The 20,509-nt window shown below is 59.1% G+C and carries 22 protein-coding genes; 11 read left to right on the top strand and 11 right to left on the bottom strand.

Annotated features, from left to right (window positions below):
• Positions 1–2: 2 nt before the first annotated feature.
• Positions 3–320, top strand: a complete 318-nt coding sequence (locus tag BLO49_RS05855) for a hypothetical protein (protein ID WP_090645406.1) — start codon at positions 3–5, stop codon at positions 318–320.
• Positions 321–633: 313 nt separating this feature from the next.
• On the opposite strand, the gene BLO49_RS05850 is transcribed toward BLO49_RS05855, so the two are convergent.
• On the bottom strand, positions 634–984 hold the full coding sequence (locus BLO49_RS05850; RefSeq protein WP_090645403.1) for a hypothetical protein: 351 nt from the start codon (positions 982–984) through the stop codon (positions 634–636).
• Positions 981–1,256, bottom strand: coding sequence for a DUF1653 domain-containing protein (locus tag BLO49_RS05845; RefSeq protein WP_090645400.1), 276 nt, complete (start codon positions 1,254–1,256; stop codon positions 981–983). Before BLO49_RS05845 ends, BLO49_RS05850 begins: the two co-directional genes overlap by 4 nt.
• Before the next feature lie 135 nt (positions 1,257–1,391).
• On the opposite strand from BLO49_RS05845, the gene thiD reads away from it, so the two are divergent.
• Entirely contained in the window at positions 1,392–2,171 is a 780-nt protein-coding gene (thiD, locus tag BLO49_RS05840) for a bifunctional hydroxymethylpyrimidine kinase/phosphomethylpyrimidine kinase (protein WP_090645397.1), read from the top strand.
• A gap of 80 nt (positions 2,172–2,251) precedes the next feature.
• Here thiD and BLO49_RS05835 read toward each other — a convergent pair whose 3' ends face one another.
• Complete coding sequence (locus tag BLO49_RS05835) at positions 2,252–2,647, bottom strand: hypothetical protein (RefSeq protein WP_090645394.1); 396 nt, start codon at positions 2,645–2,647, stop codon at positions 2,252–2,254.
• Between the two features lie 326 nt (positions 2,648–2,973).
• The gene (locus BLO49_RS05830; protein ID WP_090645391.1) at positions 2,974–3,375 is read right to left on the bottom strand and encodes a hypothetical protein; all 402 of its coding nucleotides are present in this window, start codon (positions 3,373–3,375) and stop codon (positions 2,974–2,976) included.
• A gap of 305 nt (positions 3,376–3,680) precedes the next feature.
• Here BLO49_RS05830 and BLO49_RS05825 point away from each other — a divergent pair, with 305 nt between their 5' ends.
• The 3 genes from BLO49_RS05825 (at position 3,681) to BLO49_RS05815 (ending at position 7,343) form a co-directional block, all read left to right on the top strand.
• On the top strand, positions 3,681–4,868 hold the full coding sequence (locus BLO49_RS05825; protein ID WP_090645388.1) for a phosphoserine transaminase: 1,188 nt from the start codon (positions 3,681–3,683) through the stop codon (positions 4,866–4,868).
• A gap of 203 nt (positions 4,869–5,071) precedes the next feature.
• Positions 5,072–6,361 (top strand): adenylosuccinate synthase, encoded by a 1,290-nt coding sequence (locus tag BLO49_RS05820; protein WP_090646179.1) that lies wholly within the window; start codon positions 5,072–5,074, stop codon positions 6,359–6,361.
• A 184-nt stretch (positions 6,362–6,545) separates the two neighbouring features.
• Entirely contained in the window at positions 6,546–7,343 is a 798-nt protein-coding gene (locus BLO49_RS05815; RefSeq protein WP_090645385.1) for a response regulator, read from the top strand.
• 129 nt (positions 7,344–7,472) lie between these two features.
• On the opposite strand, the gene rpoH is transcribed toward BLO49_RS05815, so the two are convergent.
• The 5 genes from rpoH to folE form a co-directional block, all read right to left on the bottom strand.
• Positions 7,473–8,408 carry an RNA polymerase sigma factor RpoH gene (gene rpoH, locus BLO49_RS05810; RefSeq protein WP_245678871.1) on the bottom strand — a complete coding sequence of 312 codons (936 nt, stop codon included), beginning with the start codon at positions 8,406–8,408 and terminating at the stop codon, positions 7,473–7,475.
• Positions 8,409–8,782: 374 nt separating this feature from the next.
• Positions 8,783–9,805 carry an RluA family pseudouridine synthase gene (locus BLO49_RS05805; protein WP_090645382.1) on the bottom strand — a complete coding sequence of 341 codons (1,023 nt, stop codon included), beginning with the start codon at positions 9,803–9,805 and terminating at the stop codon, positions 8,783–8,785.
• A gap of 168 nt (positions 9,806–9,973) precedes the next feature.
• Positions 9,974–10,420 carry a biopolymer transporter ExbD gene (locus tag BLO49_RS05800; protein WP_090645379.1) on the bottom strand — a complete coding sequence of 149 codons (447 nt, stop codon included), beginning with the start codon at positions 10,418–10,420 and terminating at the stop codon, positions 9,974–9,976.
• Between the two features lie 259 nt (positions 10,421–10,679).
• Positions 10,680–11,123, bottom strand: coding sequence for a biopolymer transporter ExbD (locus tag BLO49_RS05795; RefSeq protein WP_090645375.1), 444 nt, complete (start codon positions 11,121–11,123; stop codon positions 10,680–10,682).
• A gap of 156 nt (positions 11,124–11,279) precedes the next feature.
• A complete protein-coding gene (gene folE, locus BLO49_RS05790) occupies positions 11,280–11,936 on the bottom strand; it encodes a GTP cyclohydrolase I FolE (protein WP_090645372.1) in 657 nt (218 codons plus the stop codon).
• A gap of 260 nt (positions 11,937–12,196) precedes the next feature.
• On the opposite strand from folE, the gene cysS reads away from it, so the two are divergent.
• From cysS to BLO49_RS05760, 6 genes are all read left to right on the top strand, one after another.
• The gene (gene cysS, locus BLO49_RS05785) at positions 12,197–13,681 is read left to right on the top strand and encodes a cysteine--tRNA ligase (RefSeq protein WP_090646175.1); all 1,485 of its coding nucleotides are present in this window, start codon (positions 12,197–12,199) and stop codon (positions 13,679–13,681) included.
• On the top strand, positions 13,681–14,229 hold the full coding sequence (locus BLO49_RS05780) for an SRPBCC domain-containing protein (RefSeq protein ID WP_090645369.1): 549 nt from the start codon (positions 13,681–13,683) through the stop codon (positions 14,227–14,229). The genes cysS and BLO49_RS05780 overlap by 1 nt, the downstream gene beginning before the upstream one ends.
• Before the next feature lie 37 nt (positions 14,230–14,266).
• A complete protein-coding gene (locus tag BLO49_RS05775; RefSeq protein ID WP_090645366.1) occupies positions 14,267–14,689 on the top strand; it encodes an iron-sulfur cluster assembly scaffold protein in 423 nt (140 codons plus the stop codon).
• 123 nt (positions 14,690–14,812) lie between these two features.
• Positions 14,813–15,046 (top strand): membrane protein insertion efficiency factor YidD, encoded by a 234-nt coding sequence (yidD, locus tag BLO49_RS05770; protein WP_090645363.1) that lies wholly within the window; start codon positions 14,813–14,815, stop codon positions 15,044–15,046.
• 255 nt (positions 15,047–15,301) lie between these two features.
• Positions 15,302–17,230: a threonine--tRNA ligase gene (gene thrS, locus BLO49_RS05765; RefSeq protein ID WP_090646172.1), complete on the top strand. Its 1,929-nt coding sequence runs from the start codon at positions 15,302–15,304 to the stop codon at positions 17,228–17,230.
• Positions 17,230–18,234 carry a glycosyltransferase family 2 protein gene (locus BLO49_RS05760; RefSeq protein ID WP_090645361.1) on the top strand — a complete coding sequence of 335 codons (1,005 nt, stop codon included), beginning with the start codon at positions 17,230–17,232 and terminating at the stop codon, positions 18,232–18,234. Before thrS ends, BLO49_RS05760 begins: the two co-directional genes overlap by 1 nt.
• 9 nt (positions 18,235–18,243) lie before the next feature.
• Here BLO49_RS05760 and BLO49_RS05755 read toward each other — a convergent pair whose 3' ends face one another.
• Positions 18,244–18,699, bottom strand: a complete 456-nt coding sequence (locus BLO49_RS05755; RefSeq protein ID WP_090645358.1) for a serine O-acetyltransferase — start codon at positions 18,697–18,699, stop codon at positions 18,244–18,246.
• Positions 18,700–18,759: 60 nt separating this feature from the next.
• Positions 18,760–20,478: an ArnT family glycosyltransferase gene (locus tag BLO49_RS05750; protein WP_090645355.1), complete on the bottom strand. Its 1,719-nt coding sequence runs from the start codon at positions 20,476–20,478 to the stop codon at positions 18,760–18,762.
• Positions 20,479–20,509: the final 31 nt, after the last annotated feature.

Raw genomic sequence — 20,509 nt, 5'->3', positions numbered from 1 at the left:
ACTTGAGCTATCGCACGCGCGCCATCATCTATCTCATCCTGCTGCCGATCTGCCTGATCGGCGCGCTGGGCGATACTGCGCCGCTGGCCTTTTCCTTCGCCTTCCTTGGCATCGCCATCTCGCAGTTCTTCTTCCTGTGCCCGCGCTGCGGCAAGCATGTCGATACGAAGGGCGCCGATCGCGGTAATTTCTTCTATGGCGTCTTCGAGCCGCACGAAACCGACTGCCCGCGCTGCGGGCGCTCGCGTGAGAATGTCTGGCCGCTGCAATATGTGGTCAAACGCGAACCCTGGGATGGCATCCGCCAGGACGAGGTTTAAACATCTGCCCGGTTCGCTCGCCGTCGATAGCGGTAGCGCGAAATTGCCCTAAATATCTGTGTAATCTGTGTAATCTGTGGATCAAAACAAACCTCTGCGCGCGCTCTGGCGTCGTCAGGAAGGACGTCCACAGATGACGCAGATATGCCTTATAAGCACATGCTACCGCTATCGCCGGTGGACGGGCGAGGCGCTTCCGCTTCGCGGCGATGTCATGGGCGATTACGCAGCTTCTGCACCAGCATCAGCACGGCGATGGCGATAAACAGCGCGCCGCAGATCAGCAGAAACGGATCGTGAAGCATCTTGTCGATCATGAGGGCCTGTATACGTCGAAGGCGCCGAGAAAAACCGGGTTTTCGATCACCGAGCCGCAGCTCAGCATGTATTGCCCCGGTGGTTGCAGGTTGAAGGCCGCCGGCACCAGCGGCAGGAACAGTTCCTGACCGGATTTTTTGCCGACCAGCGACAGAACAAAGCCTTCCGAACGATTGGCGCGGATCAGTTGTCCCGCCAAAATCTCATAGCTGGTCATCTCGTCATTGGCGTCAATCTGATTGAGGCGGACAAGGATCAGCGTCCCGCGCATGGCGCGCAGGATCGGATGACCGTTATCGGCAAAGGCCTCCGGTTCCAGTTCTATCCACCGATCGGACTCGCTCAATTGTCGCCTTCCGTAAAATCAGAAAAGGCTTCGACAAAGGCAAAGCGCGGCACGGCGCCTTTTTCGGTCATGACCGTCTCGGTGAACATGGACAACGGCCGCACCCACAGGCGGGCCTCACCGGCGGTCTGGCCGAGCGGCGCATAAAGCACCAGGTCTTCCTCGGTTTCCGAATCGGTAACGGTGCCGAAGACGCGATAGAGCTTGTTTTTATAGTGGCGATAGGTGCCGCGCGGAATGGCGCTTTTGTAAAACGAGGTTGTCAGGGGCATCCACCCCTCCTATTTGAGAGCTCAAGCGCCGCATGGCTCGCCGCATCAGCGGCGGCGGGCGGTCGCCCTTGCCGGCCGGGGAATCGGCCGGAAGTTGGTTCCATCTATGAGCCTATTCGGCCATTAAGGACAAGTATGCAGCGTGTTTTAATCATCGCCGGTTCCGATTCATCGGGCGGCGCCGGCATCCAGGCCGATATCAAGGCGGTGACCTGCCTGGGCGGCTATGCCATGACGGCGATCACCGCCCTGACCGTGCAGAATACGCTGGGTGTATCCGACGTGATGGCGGTGCCGCCCGCCCTTATCACCGCCCAGGCGAAAGCCTGCCTCGATGATATCGGCGCCGACGCGATCAAGACCGGGATGCTGGCTGATATCGCCGTCATGGAAGCGGTGTCGCTGGTGATCGAGGGTGCGAAGGTCTTCACAGTCATCGATCCGGTGATGGTGGCCAAAGGCGGCCATGCCCTGATGAACCATCATGCGGTCGACGCCATGAAGGCTCTGATGCTGCCCCTGGCCGACCTTTTGACGCCCAATGCCCCGGAAGCGGCGGCGCTGACCGGTCTCAAGGTCGAGACCGAGGACGGCATGCGCAAGGCGGGCGAGGCCCTGTTGGCCATGGGCGCAAAGAACGTGCTGATCAAGGGCGGCCATATTGATACGCCCGATGTCGTCGACCTGCTGATCACGCGTCAGGGTGAGCATCGTTTTACCTCCGAACGCATCGATACCCGGCATACGCATGGCACGGGCTGTACACTTGCCTCGGCTTGCGCGGCCCTGACGCGCGACGCCCGGCCGCTTGAGGAAACGGTCGGGCTGGCGAGGGATTATGTCGGCGGGGCGATCCTGATGGCCCCCGGCCTGGGTCAGGGCCATGGGCCGCTGCGCCATAACTGGCTGCTTTGAGTTCCAAAACGCAAGGCGTTTTGGCAAGGCCAAGGGCCGCCCGAGCTTTTGCGAGGCGCCTGCGCGGCCTCTGAGCGCCTTTAACGCCTGTTGTTATCGTGGCCTTGAACGCGGACCTTCCCTGACAGAATATCGAGCTTGGTGTTCAGAGTATTGATCTCCGGCTGGCTCAGGCCACGGCCAGAGCGCTCATACTGACGCTTCAGCGAAACAATGCTGTTCAGGGAGGTGGTGAGGCGGCTGCCTTCCGCACGGCTGATGCGGCCCGAATGTTTGCCGTCTGCGAGGCGGTCCTTGATATCCTGAATGCGGGCCTCGATCTTGCGACCGGCTTCGACGCCGTATTGGGCATGGGCCGCCGCGGCGGGGGCGTGACCTTGCGGCGCGGCCTGGGCGGAAAGGGCCATTGTGCTCAGGCCGGCGCTCATGACGATCATGGCGATCAGGGCTTTAGCGGATGTGGATGCGGTTTTCATGGTCGTGTTCCTTTTTGAGTGCCTCGCTGGTCTTCAGCGATGGCCCCAATCTAGTCCTGCGAAACTGAGGCGCACCTGAACAGGATGCTTCAGGCGGTATTCATGTAAGGGGCTGGTTTTGGCCGGAATTGAAGGCGCTGGGGTTTTGGTCGTGAATTTGTAAGGGCTGGCGAAGGCGGCAATGTGTCGGGTTTGATATATTCGGTCGGCAAAGGAGGGGGCGGTTAGGATGGAAAATAATTAATTTTCGCAATAAGTTAAGTTTAGACAGCCAAAGGGCGCAGAACCGGAGTTTTGCGCCCTGAGGGATGAGACGGATTTAAGTGTTAGCCGCGGCGATTGTCGAAATCGTGCTTTTCGTAACGGATCTGGCCTTGCAGACGGTCGAGGCGATTGTCGAGCAGGCTGATTTCGTTGACACTCAGGCCGCGGCCCGAACGCTCGAAGCTGCGCTTTTGTGAAGAAATCAGGTTCAGTTCGTTATTCAGGCGGCGGCCTTCGCGGTAGCTGATCTGGCCGGTGCGTCGGCCCTGGTCGATACGGGCATCCAGTCGGGCGATGCGGTTGTTCAGTTGCGCCGAGGCGCGGTCATCGCGGTGGTTCCAACCAGAGCCGCGATGGTCGGTGACAACCACGACATGCGCCGGGCGGGCGCTGGCGATGGCGGGGGCGGAAAGAGTGGTCAGGGCGGCAGCAGCGGCGGCCAGGGTGATCAGGGTCTTTTTCATCGTCTTTCTCCGTATTGTGTTTTCGCTGTTCCATCAGCGATGACCCATATAAACACGCGGCCCCTGAGCCTGACCTGAACGACGCGGTTCATATTCGGTTCATGGCGGAAGAAAATTATCCACGAAATCAGAATGATAAATTTCAGGCGCCACAAAGAGCCTAAGGCGCAAGGCGGAAAAATGCGATTTTGTTCGGTCACGCACATTGTTAAGGGAGGATAGCCGCCCCGACCAAAAAAAGGCTTGCCCTGACAGGCTCGAAAGCGCAAAGAGCGGTTCAAATCTGCCGCATTCGAGGGGCCCGCATGTCGACCTTTTCCGCCAACAAACCTGCTCGCGCACCTGAGCGTCCGTGGTTTTCGTCGGGCCCGACCAGCAAGCGTCCGGGCTGGAGTGTGCAGGCGCTTTCGGGCGCGCCGGTGGGCCGCTCGAACCGCTCTAAGGTGACGGTAGGCCGGCTTAACCAGGCCATCGATCTGACGCGCTCGATCCTTCAAATACCCGCTGATTATCAGGTGCTGGTCATGCCGGCTTCGGATACCGGCGCCTTCGAAGCCGCCATGTGGAACCTGCTGGGCCAGCACAAGGTGCAGCTTCTGGCGTTTGAAAGCTTCGGCCAGTTGTGGGCCGATGACGCGGTGACCCATCTGAAGCTCGATTGCGAGGTTCTGAGCGCGCTCTATGGCCAGTTGCCGGACCTGTCGAAGATCGACCCTGAGGCCGATCTGGTCTTCCCATGGAACGGCACGACGTCTGGCGTGCGCGTGCCCAATTCGGATTTCCTGAATGACCATAAGGGGCTGGTGCTGTGTGACGCCACTTCCGCGGCCTTTTGCATGGAACTGCCCTGGGAAAAACTCGATGTCGCCACCTTCTCCTTTCAGAAGGCGCTGGGCGGTGAGGCCGGCTTTGGTGTGCTGGTGCTGTCGCCCAAGGCCCTGGACCGCCTTAATAGCTGGGAGTCCGGCCGGCCGATCCCCAAGGTGCTGCGCCTGAAGGCCAAGGGGCCAAATAATACTCAAGTAGCGGATATGAAGGTCATTGGCGGCGACGCCATCAACACCTATTCCTTCCTGGTGATCGAGGACTATCTCGATGCCCTGCGCTGGGCGTCGCTGGAAGGCGGTCTTGAAGGACTGATCAACCGCTGCAATCATAATTTCAATGTTCTGCGCGAATGGGTCGAAGCGACACCGTGGATCGATTTCGTCGCCGAAGTTCCGGAGACGCGCTCGACCACGTCGGTGTGCCTGAAGTTCGTCGATCCGGCGGTGCAGTCGCAACCGGCCGAGGTGCAGGCGAAACTGGCCGCGAAAATGGCTTCCCTGCTTGAGATCGAGGGCGTGGCTTTTGATATCAACGGCTATCGCGCCGCGCCTCCGGGGCTGCGTATCTGGTGCGGCTGCACGGTCGAGGCGGATGATATCGATTCCCTGCTGCCCTGGCTGGAATGGGCCTATGCCGAGGCGCTGACCGCATTGGAAGTGGCGTAATTCTCAATTTCCGAAGGCCTTTTGGCCTGAGGCAAGGGCAAGCGCCCGCCGCGCATGTTTGCGCGAGCCATGCGGCATTTGAGCTAAAATAATGGGTTACAAGCCCTGATTCATCCTCTATAGGGTGCCACCGGCTAACACGCGCATGGCCCGAAAAACGATCTATGCCTGCGCTGCAATATTCTGTGACCGGAGCAATCATCTTGGCAAACGTAACCGTAATTGGCGCTCAGTGGGGCGACGAGGGCAAGGGCAAGCTTGTCGACTGGCTCTCAAATCGCGCCGATGTCGTCGTGCGTTTCCAGGGCGGCCACAATGCCGGCCATACGCTGGTTGTTGATGGCAAGGTCTACAAGCTCTCCCTGCTGCCCTCCGGCGTCGTTCAGGGCAAACTGTCGATCGTCGGCAATGGCGTGGTCATCGATCCGTGGGCGCTGTTTGATGAAATCGCGCGAGTCGAGGCGCAAGGTTTGAGCATCACGCCTGACCTGCTGGTGATCGCCGACAATGCCTGCCTGATTCTGCCGATCCATTCCGAACTCGACCTGGCGCGCGAAGCGGCTGCCGGCGCCGGCAAGATTGGCACCACGGGCCGCGGCATTGGCCCGGCCTACGAAGACAAGGTGGGGCGCCGCGCCATCCGAGTAGCTGACCTGGCCGATTTTGACGCGCTGGACGCCAAGATCGACCGTCTGCTGGCCCATCATAACCCGTTGCGGGCCGGCCTGGGGCTCGCTCCGGTCGATGTCGCCGCCCTGACCGAAAAGCTCAAGGCCATCGCGCCGCGCCTGCTGTCGCACGTCAAGCCGGCCTGGTATGTGCTCGACAAAGCCAAGACTGAAGGCAAGCGCATCCTGTTCGAGGGCGCGCAAGGGGCACTGCTCGATATCGACCACGGCACCTATCCGTTTGTCACCTCGTCCAACACGGTGGCCGGCCAGGCGGCCGCCGGTTCCGGCATGGGGCCGAAGAGCGTTGGTTATGTGCTGGGCATCCTGAAAGCCTATACCACCCGCGTTGGTTCCGGCCCGTTCCCGACCGAGTTGTTCGACGAGATCGGCCAGGGCATCGCCACGCGCGGTCATGAATTCGGCACGGTCACCGGCCGCGCCCGCCGCGTCGGCTGGCTGGATGCGGTTCTGGCGCGGCAGTCCATCGCCATCAACGGCATCGATGGCATCGCGCTCACCAAGCTCGACATCCTCGACGGCATCGAAACCATCAAGGTCTGCGTCGGCTACAAGGTGGGCGATCAGGTGCTCGATTATCTGCCGGCCGGTTTCAAGGACCAGCAGGGCATTGAGCCGGTTTATGAGGAACTGGAAGGCTGGAGCGAGAGCACGCAAGGCGCACGTTCGTGGAAAGACCTGCCGGGCAACGCCGTAAAATATGTGCGCCGCATCGAGGAACTGATCGGCGCACCGGTGGCGTTGCTTTCCACGTCGCCTGAGCGAGAAGACACCATCCTCATGCGTGATCCGTTCCAGGACTGACGGCAGGGTGGTGGCTTCCGGAAACGGAAAAAAGTGCGAGAAGACACCATTCTCATGCGTGATCCGTTCCAGGACTAGGCGATGCGCGTTGCTTTTTTAAATTCGCTTGAATTTTGCAGCGCCATAAAATCTATTTTTACTAATCGGGCATAGGATTGCGGCACAATATCAGCAGAGTGTCCTCGTGTTTTCGCTCGATCCCAAACTGGAAGCCAAACTGAAACCGCATCTGAAGCGGGTATTGGTGCTGGAAGGCAATCCGGCCTATGCCCGCATCCTGATGGATATGCTGCGCGTGCTGGGGGCCGAAAAGGTCCAGGTCGAAACGGATGACCGCCGCGCCACCCTGATCTGCCAGGATTTCGATCCGCAGATTATTTTCTGCGATCTCAAGGGACCGAATATCGAAGGCGCGTCCTTCGTGACCGGGCTGCGCCGTTCGGACATGAAGTGTCGCAAGGTTCCGGTGATCATGATGGCGCCGAACGACCTGCCGGAAATCCTGAAGCAGGCACGCGATTGCGGCAGCGACGAGATCATGAAGAAGCCGTTTGCTTCAGGTGACCTGCTGCAGCGTCTGGACCACGTCGTTACCAAGTCGCGGCCTTGGATCGAAGCGGTAATGTATGTTGGACCTGACCGCCGGCGCTTCAATTCCGGCTTCGGCGGGGCGACGACGCGGCCGCCGGAGAATATGTCGGACGGCATGAAGCGCCTGGAGCAGAGTGTGCGTATCCTGCGCGCCGCCGCCGATCAGTTTGATAATGACCGCAAACAGGCCAGGCGCGCCATCACGGCCCAGCTTGAAGTTCTGGTGCCGGCCTGCAAGGCGATCACAGACCCGAAGTTCAAGGCCGCCGTAACGGAAGTCTTCACCGCTTACAAGTCGAATGAAATGACAGGCGAGATGCTCAAGGCGCCGGTGGCGGCCCTAGCCAAGCTGTTCCGCATAGACGACGCCAAAAAAGAAAACGCGGCATAATGCCCGCGGTCATTTATGACTGCGGGCATTACCTTTGTTCAAGCTCAATCGCCGCAGGGGCTTTACGCGCAAACATGCGCGGCGGGCGCTTGCCCTTGCCAGGTTGTATCCAACCTGGAGTTATATTCATCAGGCCGTGACCGGTGTGGCCGCCTGCGACGCCGCGACCATGGCCTTTTGCAGCTTTTCGAAGGCGCGGACCTCGATCTGGCGGACGCGTTCGCGCGAGACGCCAAAACGTTCGGCCAGGTCTTCCAGCGTGGTCGGCGAATCCTTGAGGCGGCGCTCGGTCAGGATTTCCTTTTCACGGTCGTTCAGTTCGCCCATGGCGGCCTGAAGCAGGTCCATGCGCTGGCCGTATTCCTCGTTGTCGGCGAGCACGGTTTCCTGCGACTGCTGGGTGTCATCGACCAGCCAGTCCTGCCATTCCGACTCGCCTTCGGCGGCGCGTAAGGGCGCGTTCAGCGACGAATCGGCCGAGGACATGCGGCGGTTCATGCTGACGACATCGGCCTCTGAGACGCCAAGTTTGGTGGCGATCTGCTCGACATGTTCGTGGCGCAGGTCGCCGTCCTCCAAGGCCGAGATTTCCGATTTCACCTTGCGCAGGTTGAAGAACAGCTTCTTCTGGGCGGCGGTGGTGCCCATCTTGACCAGGGACCACGAGCGCAGGACATATTCCTGAATAGATGCCTTGATCCACCACATGGCGTAGGTGGCCAGGCGGAAGCCGCGATCGGGGTCGAACTTCTTGACCGCCTGCATAAGGCCGACATTGCCTTCGGAAATGACTTCGCCTACCGGCAGGCCATAGCCGCGATAACCCATGGCAATCTTGGCGACGAGGCGCAGGTGCGAGGTGACCAGCTTGTGGGCGGCCTTGGGGTCCTGATGCTCGGTCCAGCGCTTGGCCAGCATGAACTCTTCATCCTTTGCCAGCATGGGGAACTTGCGAATTTCCGACAGATAGCGATTGAGGCCGCCGTCCGGCGTCAGGGCCGGCAGGCTGGCACCGTCACGGGTGGCGAGGTTCGAGGAGGAGGAGGTCAGGGCAAGAGAACTCATCGGCGCATCGCTTTCTGTAGAATTTTCTGTTTCTGGTCGGGATTCTGACGAACGGTCAGAAAAAGGAAGTGTGTCGGACATGAGACCCGCGCCTTGTCAGTGAGGGGGAGCACAGACGAAGGGGATATCCTGCCCGACAACTGCGCCTAGATTTAGGAAGCCTTTCGGCGAAAAAAAGACCCATAAACTGCGAAATCGCAAAAAAATGGCATCAAGCTGCGAATTTGTTGCAGAAAGGTATCACAGGCGGCGGTGTTACATGATCACACTTAGGTGAGTGCAGTGCAGTATTATAGCTCAAGCGCCGCGACGACCAAGTGGTCGTTAGGCTCGCCCGAAACGTCGGGCGGGAGCCGGTCGGCTCCTTTTCATTTTTAATACATATCCGCCAGGGCATCGGCGAGTTCCTGCATGTCGTCGGGCAGGGGGGCTTTGAATTTCAACTTCTGGCCGGTGATCGGATGGATGAAGCCGAGAAGGCCGGCGTGGAGCGCCTGGCGGTTGAAATCCAGCTCCTTTAGAATGGCCTGAACTTCCTTTGCCGGCGCACCGGAACCATAGACCGGATCGCCGAGGCAGGGGCAGCCGAGATGGGCCATATGGACGCGGATCTGGTGGGTGCGGCCGGTCTCCAGCCGGCAGGTCAGAAGCGCGGCTAAAGGCTTGGTGTCGCCGTAGACTTCTTCCAACTGGTAATGAGTAATGGCCTCGCGGCCGCCGGCGCGCAGCACGGCCATTTTCTTGCGGTCATGGTGCGAGCGGCCGATTCGCGTGGTCACAGTGCCGGACATGTAGCGCGGGGCGCCGCGGACGATCGCCTTGTATTCCCGGTCGATATCGTGGCGCGAGAACAACTCGCTCAGGGCGCGGTGCGCGATATCCGATTTCGCCGCGACGAGGATGCCGGAGGTATCCTTGTCGAGCCGGTGGACAATACCAGGCCGCAGCACGCCGCCAATGCCGGACAGGGTGTCGCCGCAATGAAAAAGCAGGGCGTTGACCAGGGTGCCGTCGCGCGTGCCGGGCGCCGGATGCGCCGCCATGCCGACGGGCTTGTTGACCACGATCAGGTGCTCGTCCTCGAACAGAATATCGAGTGGGATGTCCTGAGGCTCGGGCTTAGCGGCGACGGGGGCGGGGATGCTGAGCACATAGGTGCCGGCGCGCGCCTTGTGCTTGCCGTCGGCAATCACCTTGCCGTCGATGCTCAGGCGGCCTTCGGCGATCAGGGCCTGCAGGCGGGCGCGGGAAAGGTCGGTGAAATGACCGGCCAGCACGCGATCCAGCCGCTCGCCCGATTCGCCGGTCTCGATATCCGCAGTCAGGGTCTGGCTGTCACCGGCCTCATCATCGGGGGAGAGATCATCGTCATCAATGTCGTCAGGCGTGCTGGTCATGGATACTTGTGGCCGTCAAAAAGTAAGAAACCCCACCACCATCCGTATTCGCGCAAAGGGTTGCGCCGGACGGTCCCCCTCCCCAGTAAACTGAGGAGGTGTAAAACAAAAACACCGGAACCGTCAGGCTCCGGTGTTTTGCATATCCGTCAAGAACGGCAGCGAAACCTATTCGATGTCTTCGTTGATCAGGCCGATCTTGAGATAGCCGTTTTGCTGCAGTTCGTTGATCACCTTGACGAAGTCGGCATAGGTGATGTCCTTGTCGCCACGAACCAGAACACGCTGTTCGCTGAGCGGGGTGTTCGGGTCGGTGACGCGCAGGGCGGCAGCCACGTCGCCGATCAGGCGGTCCATGCTGGTCTTTTGTGGCCCGATATAGATGTCATCAGGGCCCATGATCGAGATGAACACCGGGTCCGGGCGCTTTTCATTCGTCGGGGGCGCCTTGGCAGGCGGCAGGTCGAGCTTGATCGACACCGTGGCGGCCGGGATGGACACCATGAAGATGATGAGCAGGACGAGCATGACGTCGACGAAAGGCGTGACGTTGATGTCCGAATTCTGTGCGATGGTATACCGGCTACCGCCGCCGCCGCCGAGCTTTGCGCCCATAGTCTAACTCCCTTTGTGCCACCGCAGGCGAACAGCCCGCAGGGGAAGAACATTATGCCATCGGCTCAGCGACCGCGCATCGAATGCGCCGCCTTTTGCCGGTCGGAAGCGATTTAGGACAACTCCCGGACAAAAGTAAAGCCTGAAAGGCATTCAAACCGGCCCATCATTAAGAATATTTCATCTCCGGCGTCTCTTGCGGAAGCCAAAACGCTGGAAATTACGAAGCGGCCGGCGTTATCCCAAATCATGGGAGGCGCTATTCGATGTCTTCGTTGATCAGGCCGATCTTAAGGTAGCCGTTTTGCTGGAGCCGGTTGATCACCTGGACGAAGTCGGCATAGGCAATGTCTTTGTCGCCGCGCACCAGTATGCGTTGTTCGCTTAGCGGGGTATCCGGGTCTGAAATGTGCAGGGCAGCGGCCACGTCGCCGATCAGATTTGCCATGCTGGTCTTCCGGGCGCCAATGTAGATATCGCCTGGCCCCATGACCGAAATAAAAACCGGGTCAGGGCGTTTGGGGCCGGCCTGCGGTTGGGGCGGCGGCAGGTCAAGCTTGATCGAGACGGTGGCCGCGGGAATCGACACCATGAAGATGATCAGCAGCACCAGCATGACATCGACAAACGGCGTGACATTGATATCGGCATTCTGCGCGATGGTGTAGCGGCTGCTACCGCCGGTTCCGATTTTGATGGCCATGACTATCTCTCCTTTTGGCATTGCGTGGCCATAATTTATGCTTTACATTATACTTTGTAAAGCAAGGTATGTGAAAAAATGCGTACGGACGGATAGGCAAAAAAAGCGGCCCTGCCGGAGCGGAGCCGCTTTCTCGGAAAAAAAAGGAGAGGAGTCTTACCTATGCGTCAGGCGCATAAAGCGTTCCTGAAGGGCGATATCGGTTTTGAACACGCCGGTAAAGCGGGTGGTGACCGTAGTGACGTTCTTGTGGTGGACGCCACGGGTGCTCATGCACTGATGCTCCGCGTCGATCATCACCGCTACGCCGAGCGGCGCCAGCGATTCCTCGATGGCGTCGGCCACCTGCTTGGTCATGGTTTCCTGGGTTTGCAGGCGCTTGGCGAAAATTTCGACGACGCGGGCGATCTTGGAGATGCCGACGACCTTGGAGGTCGGCATGTAGGCGACCCATGCCTTACCGAGGAAGGGCGCCATATGGTGTTCGCAGTGCGATTCGACGTCGATCTCGCGCAGCATGACCATGTCGTCATAGCCCTGCACGTCCTCGAAGGTGCGCGACAGCTCCTTTTTCGGGTCGGCCTGGTAGCCCTGGAACCATTCCTCATAGGCGTCGACCACGCGCTTGGGCGTATCGATCAGGCCCTCGCGTTCGGGATCGTCACCGGCCCAGGCGAGCAGTGTCTTCACAGCCTTCATGGCTTCCTCGCGCGATGGGCGGTTGGTGAAGGTGACGATGCTCTTGGGCTTGGAGGTGTTGAGCAGGCTGTTTTCAGCGGAGGTCAGGTTCGACACAGGATCAAGGCTATCCATTATAAATACAGTTCCCCGAGGGCCGAGTGGCGCCGGAACGACGGTTCCGGAATGACGCGTGACATCCCTCATTTGGCCTTATGTTTGAAGCTTTCGCCAGACGATGGCAGCAGCCGAAACACGCAGCAGGCAGTCCCTTATACTACACCTCCGCCGAAATTGGATCATTCCGGCCGAGATTTTCCGTGGTGCAAAGGTTCGCCGGTGTCTATATGGGAGGGAGCCCTTTGATTACAACCGAAAATCTGCACAAAACACTGATGACACTGCACATACACGATACGCTGAGCGGCCAGAAGGTGCCGTTTGAACCGACAAATCCCGATCGCGTGACGATGTATGTCTGTGGGCCGACCGTTTATAACTATGCTCATATCGGCAATGCGCGGCCGGTCGTTGTGTTTGATGTGCTTTTCCGCCTGCTGCGCCATCTCTATGGCGAGGATAAGGTTGTCTATGCGCGCAACATCACGGACGTGGATGACAAGATCAACAAGAAGGCGATCGACGAAGGCGTCGATATCTCCGTCATCACCAACAAGTTCGCCGACATTTATAATGCCGACATGGCAGCGCTGAACGCCCTGCCGCCGACCTATCAGCCACGCGCCACGGAGCACATGCCGGACATGGTGGCGATGATCGAGGATTTGATTGCGCGGGGCGCGGCTTACGTGACGGATGACGGGGAAGTTCTGTTTCGCGTGGCTGAATATGATGCCGGTTCGGGGCGCTATGGCAAGCTGGCCAAGCGCTCACTGGACGACATGATCGCCGGCGCGCGCGTTGAGGTGGCGGAAAACAAGGACAATGCCGCCGATTTCGTGCTGTGGAAGCCGTCCAAACCGGGTGAGCCGGTCTGGCCGGGGCCGCCCAATCCTTCTACTGGAAAACCTTTGCCGGGGCGCCCGGGCTGGCATATCGAATGCTCGGCGATGAGCGAGGCGGTTTTGCAGTTGCCGATCGATATTCACGGCGGCGGCCAGGATCTGATCTTCCCGCATCATACCAATGAGATTGCGCAATCCTGTGCCGCGCATGGCCATTCTGATCCGGCGGCCTATGCCAAATACTGGATGCACAACGGTTTCCTCGATTTTTCCGGCGAGAAGATGTCCAAGAGCCTTGGTAATGTTGTGCTGGTGCATGACCTGATCAAGGATTATCCGGGGGAGGTTATCCGCTGGGCGTTGCTGAGCGGACATTATCGTTCGCCGCTCAACTGGACGCCGGAACTGCTGGAACAGAGTCGTAAGGAAATAGACAGTTTGTATCAGCTTATGCGCGATGTGAAAGCGCGTAATTTTCATATCGTCAGCGATTACCGGACGCTTGAAGTTGAAGCAAATAATCTTGCTGAGGGTGTTATTGCTGAGCTCCGAGATGATTTGAATACTCCGGAAGCCAAAAGGCTTTTATTTGCGCTGCGAGATTCGCTTCGTGGAGAGTTTCGTTGGGCGGATGAAGGCAATGATCGAGAGGTGCCGACAAGTATTATCTTGCGAGCGCTTCAAATTGTATCTGGTGTGTTCGGCATTCTCCAGCAAGACCCCGAAGCTTGGTTCAGGGGCGGGGCTTCCGACGATCTGACCGCTCAGGTCGAGGCCCTGCTGGTCGAGCGCGCCACGGCCCGTGCGGCGAAGAACTGGCCGGAATCGGACCGCATCCGCGACGCGCTCAATGCGCTCAATGTCGAGGTCATGGACGGCCCCAATGGCGCGACCTGGAAAGTGAAGGGCAAGTAATGGCGCTTAAGATCGAGAAACGCGTCGGTATCGCCGCACCGATTGATGATGTCTATGAGGTCATCGCCGATATCAATGCCTGGCCGGAATGGAGCCCTATCCACAAAAAGGCCGAAGGCGACCTGCATTTTGGCGCGCCGGTGCATCTGGAAGAATATTTCGAAGGGCTGGGCACCTGGGAAACAAATGGCGTGATCGCCGACTGGACGCCGCTGTCGCACATCCATATCTCGGTGCCGAAGCCCTTCTATGCCGGCAGCCTGATCCGCTATTTCGAATTCGATGCGCTGTCGGAATATGGCAGCAGTTTCTCGATCGGTGCCCTTTTCAACGGTTTTCTGTCTGAGCGTGAGGGAAAAGCCTACCGTGAACATATCCGCACCGGTTTTGCCGCTTTCGGCGAGGCGCTGAAGGCGCGGGCCGAGGCGAGATACGCCGCTAATCCGCACGCCTCCTCGGTTGTTGTGCCGCCGGTGCCGAAGGAAGACCCGCTGCACAAGCCCCGGCCGAAATGGCTCAACACCCATTTCTGGGGCAAGAAGAAATAAGCTTGCCTTATCCCAGTTCCGGCCCCATCTGGTAGCCATGATCGACGACCTCTATTCCCGCGAAATCCTGCGCCGCACGACTCAGTTGCAGCACGTCGGTCATCTGGCGCATCCGCAGGCTGTGGCCGACAAGGTGGCGAAACTGTGCGGCAGCACCATCCATGTGGAACTCAACATGGAGGGCAACGTGGTGACGGATTTTGCCCAGCAGGTCCAGGCGTGCGCCTTGGGGCAGGCCAGCGCGGCGATCTTGAGCCAACATGTCATCGGCGCCACGGGTGATGAGGTACTGGCGGCACGTGATGCATTGCGCGCTCTACTCAAGGGTGAGCCGGCAATTTTCCCGGAGCGCTTTGCAGATTTGCAAATTCTTGAATCCGTAAAGGATTTCCCCGCACGCCACGCTTCGACGCTTCTGGCCTTCGAGGCAACCAGTGCGGCTATTTCATCACTGAAATAAACTAAAACTGGTATGGGCTTGCTTATGGCTTGCCAACCGGGGCGAATGTCTTTTCAATATACGGGACGAGGGGGCTTGTCGCGGGGGTTGACGCCGTCAGGCTTTTTCTTCATTCGGTTGCGCATGACCGCTCTTTATGAACGTTCCGTGCGCGCGGCCTTGCGGGCTTACAAGCTCACACTGTCGCCCTATATCGGTCAGGCGTGCCGCTTTCGGCCCACCTGTTCCGAATATATGGCCGAAGCCTTGATAACACACGGACCCGTCAGAGGTTCGTGGCTGGGTATAAAGCGTATCTGTCGTTGCCGTCCGGGGGGAGGCACCGGCTATGATCCGGTTCCGGGAAGGGAAACATAGAGCGCATCCCGAAAAGTGTGACGCACTTTTCGGATTAAGGTGCGCGTCAAAGACAGAGCGCATCCCGAAAGTGTGACGCACTTTTCGGACTTAGATGCGCGTGAGGGTAAAGAGTAAGGTCAGTGTGTTTTTGATGGCACACGGCGCCGGATTTGGTGTGGCTTTTAAAAGGCAACATCGAATTCTTATTTAAATTATTGCGCGATGAAGCCCGCCGTAAGGGCTACAGGTCGCCAGCTAAAAGTGACTAAGATGATGATAGACTTGACGTTCCCCGATGGCGCCGTTCGCAGCTTTGATAAGGGGACCACCGGCAGGGCCATTGCCGAAAGCCTGTCAAAATCACTGGCGAAGAAGGCAGTCCTTATCAAACTCGACGGAGAGTTATTGGACTTGGATCGACCGCTTGAAGAGGGGGGGGCATTGGAAATCTTGACGCGCGACGCCCCTGAGGCGCTCGAAGTGATCCGTCACGACACGGCCCATATCCTGGCTGAGGCGGTGCAGGAACTGTTTCCGGGTACGCAGGTGACCATCGGCCCATCGATCGAAGACGGCTTCTATTACGATTTTGCCCGCGATGAGCCGTTCTCGACGGACGACTTCGCCAAAATCGAAGCCAAGATGAAGGAAATCGTCGACCGCGACGAAAAGATCGTGCGCGAGGTCTGGGACCGCGACGACGCCATCAAACATTTTGAAGGTATCGGCGAATCTTACAAAGCTGAGATCATCCGTGACCTGCCGGGCACCGAAACGATTACCGTGTATCGTCACGGCGACGCCTGGAAGGACCTGTGCCGCGGGCCGCACCTGCCGTCGTCGAAATTCATCGGCAAGGCGTTCAAGCTGACCAAGCTGGCCGGCGCTTACTGGCGGGGTGACCACAACAACGCCCAGCTCCAGCGTATATATGGCACTGCCTGGGCCACGGAAGCCGATCTCGAAGCCTATATCCACCGCATCGAGGAAGCCGAGAAGCGTGATCACCGTAAGCTCGGCCGCGCCATGGACCTCTTTCACATGCAGGAAGAAGGCCGCGGCATGGTCTTCTGGCATCCCAAGGGCTGGCAGCTCTGGCGCACGCTGGAAGCCTATATGCGTCGCCGCCTTGATGCGGCCGGCTATGTCGAGGTCAAGACGCCGCAGGTGCTCGACCGCACCTTCTGGGAGAAGTCGGGCCACTGGGAAAAGTATCGCCCGAATATGTTCGTCTGCGAGACGGTCGAAGGCGAGACCCTGTCGCTCAAGCCGATGAACTGCCCCGGCCACGTCCAGATATTCAAGGTCGGCCTGCGTTCCTACAAGGAACTGCCCATGCGCATGGCCGAATTCGGCGCCTGCCACCGCTACGAGCCGTCCGGTTCGCTGCACGGCCTGATGCGCGTGCGTGGCTTCACCCAGGACGACGCCCACATCTTCTGCCGCGAGGACCAGATCGTCGAGGAAACGGAGAAGTTCGTTCGCCTGACCAAGATGATCCACGCCGATCTGGGCATGGAAACCGCCTATATCAACCTGGCGACGCGCCCGGAAACGCGCGCGGGTTCGGATGAATTCTGGGACAAGGCCGAGGGTATGCTGGCCGAGGCCGCCCGCGCCGCCGGCGTCGAACCGGTGATCGCGGAAGGTGACGGGGCCTTCTATGCGCCGAAGCTCGACTTTATCGTCAAGGATGCCATCGGTCGTGAGTGGACTTGCGGCACGCTTCAGCTTGATTATGTGCTGCCGGAACGCCTGGAAGCCGAATATGTGGCGGAAGACGGCTCACGCCAGCGTCCGGTCATGCTTCACCGCGCCATCCTGGGCTCATTCGAGCGCTTTATCGGCATCATGATCGAAAACTATGCCGGCCGCTTCCCGCTGTGGCTGGCTCCGGTCCAGGTCGTGGTCGCGCCGATCACTTCTGACGCCAATCCCTATGCTGAGAGCGTTGTCGAGGCGTTGCGCAAGGCCGGTCTGCGCGTCGAAGCGGATCTGCGCAACGAGAAGATCAACTACAAGGTCCGTGAGCACTCGCTGGCCAAGGTGCCGGTGATCGCCGTTGTCGGCCGCAAGGAAGCCGAAACCGGCGAGGTGGCCCTGCGCTTCCTCGGTTCCGAAGGCCAGACCATCCTCAGCATCACTGATGCTGTGAAGAAGCTGGCTGAAGACGCCACGCCGCCTGATCTAAAGGAAGCCTGATGACCGCACTGCCGCCGTCCATCATCGAAATGCTTAAAGAGCGCAAGCTGGCCACCAGCGAAGCGCAGTACTTCATGCAGCATAACGAGATCGCACCTTGTGACGACAAGGACGGCATCACGGTCATCATGGTCGTTTTTCATACCGGCCGTGTGCTTTTTGACAGCATTAATCGGGTGCTCAACGACCCATGTGTCAAGCAGTTCATACTGATTGACAACGGCAGTTCGGAGAAGGTGGAACACTGGCTGCGTGATCTAAAGGAAGAGTACGACCATGTCCTGCTGATCCAGGGGCAGGGCAATATCGGTTTCGCCAAGGGGGCCAATCTGGGGGCGCATATTGCCACCCAGCCCTGGCTGGTTTTCCTCAATCCGGATGCGCTGCTGCAACCGGAATGCCCGCGCAAGCTGGTCATGGCCGCGAATGCCCGGAAAAAACTGACGCCCGACGGTCCCTGCATTGTCGGCGCCCGCCTGCTCAACCCGGACCTGACCGAACAGCGTGGTGCACGGCGCGGTGAGGTGACACCATTCACCACCCTGGTTTCGCTGCTGCAACTGCACAAATATGTGCCGGCCTGGCGCAAGTACGAAATTCACCAGGAGGATCAGCCCCTGCCGGAAGCGCCGGTGCCGGTGCCGACCATTTCTGGCGCCTGTTTCGCGGTGTCGCGTTCGGATTTCAGCCGACTGAAGGGTTTCGACAGTAACTTCTTCCTACATGTCGAAGATGTGGACCTGTGCTGGCGGGCGCGCGACATGGGCGGAACTGTACTTTTTCACCCGACCGCCGAGGTGGTCCACGAAGGCCATACCTCGCGGGTAGAACCGGTGTTCGTTGAGCGCAACAAGGGTAATGGCCTGATCTATTATTTCAATAAGCGGGCCAAGGGCAAGGGCTTCTGGCGCATGGCCTATGTGCGCTTTTTGGCACCGCTGATCATCGCAACTTCGATAGGGCGGTCGCTATTCCGTCCCCGGATGAAAGCCGACGAAGAATAGCACAAAAGGCTATATCCTGGATATAATCCTGGCCGGTATGCCAGCCAGGATGACCCCGGGAGGGACGTCGCGCGTAACGACGGCATTGGCGCCGATAACGGAACCGGCGCCTATCTTAATCGATCCTAAAATGACCGCCCCGGCATAAATGATTACGTTGTTGTCTATGATAGGCGCTCCCATGCAATCAGCCGTTTTGCGGCCCAATGTGACGTTCTGATAGACGGTTACATCATCGCCCAGGCAGGCATCTTCACTAATAACGATCCCGATGGGGTGCGGCAAATGCAGATTTTTGCCAATTTTGGCGTTTGGTGAAATCATGAGCCCCGCACCGATAATGTAACGACGCCAGAGATAACGAGCCAGAAATCGGAAAGGCAGACCTTTTTCTTCTATGTTTTTACAAAAATACAGGGTGGATATGACTCGATACTCTGGGTTGGATATCCATTTACGGAGCATGGAGAGTCTTTGCTAGCTGAATGTACAGGATTAAAACATGGCTAAAAACGGGAGCAGGGCTCATTCGGGCGGGTTATCGTATAGCGTCAGCGCCTGGTCGTGGCCATTGTAATTATGTCCTTTAACCTGGGTAACGGCATGTGGCATCAGACCTTGCGCCGCCGCCTCGGCCTGGAAAGCTTTTTCAAATTGTGATTCCACGAACAGAGGCCGGCCTTCGCGCAGGGCCCGAACGGCGCCCTTCACATCATCATTAAGCAACTGGGTCTTTGTGCCCATGGCGAAGACGAAACTGGGTTCGGAATAGCCTATGATGGCCACCGGGCCAGGCGTACGCAGGTCATGACGCGGATCAAGATGATTGGAGACCAGCGCGGCTTCCAGTTGCTTGGAAATCCAGAGAGGCTTGAGCTGAGCCAGTTCGCTGACAAAGCTGAGGTGGGCCAGTATGCCAGCGGCCAGGATGAAGGCAAACCCGGTACGCTGGCGGTTGATCCACATCAGCCAGCCGCCAAGGCTCCCAAGAACGCCAGCGGACAGGATAACAGCGATCATGAAGACGAAGGCGGCGCCATTGCCATAAAGCGTGTATCCGGCAATGGCGAGCGCGCTTAAGGTCAGGCCGCCAACGATGCCCAGGGCTACATTGACGATCCGCGCCCACAGCTTCAGCGGGAGGTCGAGCGACAGGGCGCACAGCCAAGCCAGGGCCGCGAAGGTCGGCAGGGTATAGTGCGGCAGCTTGGTGGGGGAGAGTTCGAAGATCAGAAAGGCCGGCACAAACCAGGCGATGGCGAAGCGGATGGCGGCTTCATGGCGTCGGGAAATCGCCGTCTGCAGGGCGCCGCCCAGAAACCAGGCCGCGGGGAACATGGTCACCGGTAAAAGCGCCAGATGATAACCGGGCCACATGAAATGGCCTTCCGAACCGCCTTTCAGCTTGTCAGCGAAATCCTTGCCGACTGCGCCGACCCAGAACTGGCCATCGGTGGTGACTGTAATCGCCATGATCCACGGGCCGCAGATCAGGGCGACGAGAATCAGCCCCCAGCCCCAGCCGAGGTTACGCGCCCAGCGGATGCGGCGATCCAGCGCCCACAGGGTGAACAGGGTGGTGGCCAGCATCATCGGGCCGATGATGAACTTGATCATGATACTGCCGGCCAGGCCCAGCCAGAAGATCAGCTTGACCCACGGCATCTTGGGGCGCGGATCGTCCTTACCGAGATCGCGTGTTCGCAGGTAAATCTGCGCCAGCGCCGCCATCATCAGGGTAATGAAGCCGCACTGCACGGCGTCGGTCTTGGCGATGAAGGCTTCGGTCGACAGCATGAAGGTGACGGCAAAAATAATGCCGGCCTTGGTGCCGACGCGCGTGCCAAAAGCGTAAGAGGCGCCCCAGGCGCAGGCGAAGGCGGCCAGCGCCGCCCCAAGGATCGACGGCCAGCGGAAGGCCAGCACATCGCGTTTGGCTACACTGGAGGTCAGCTTGACCGTCGCCACCTGAAGCCAGTGAATGCCGACCGGCTTCTTGTAGCGCGGCACATCCTGGACATTGATATTGATGTAGTCGTGCGTCTCGATCATCTGGGCCGAGGCCTGGATGAAGCGCGATTCATCGCGGTCGAGCGGCGGCATCATCATAGCGCAGGGCAGGGCCACGGCGATGGCCAGCAGGGCGGCGATCAGTGGTCCGCGCCGCCCTTTGGAGACCAGTTGGGCGAAGTGTGACTGCAGGAACTGCAACAGATTTTGTGTGGTCGCCGATATCGAACCCATTGCGGTCCCTATTTACGCTTAAATATAAACC

The organism is Asticcacaulis taihuensis (assembly GCF_900100255.1).
Lineage (GTDB): Bacteria > Pseudomonadota > Alphaproteobacteria > Caulobacterales > Caulobacteraceae > Asticcacaulis > Asticcacaulis taihuensis.
This window is presented reverse-complemented; position numbering and strand designations above follow the sequence as displayed.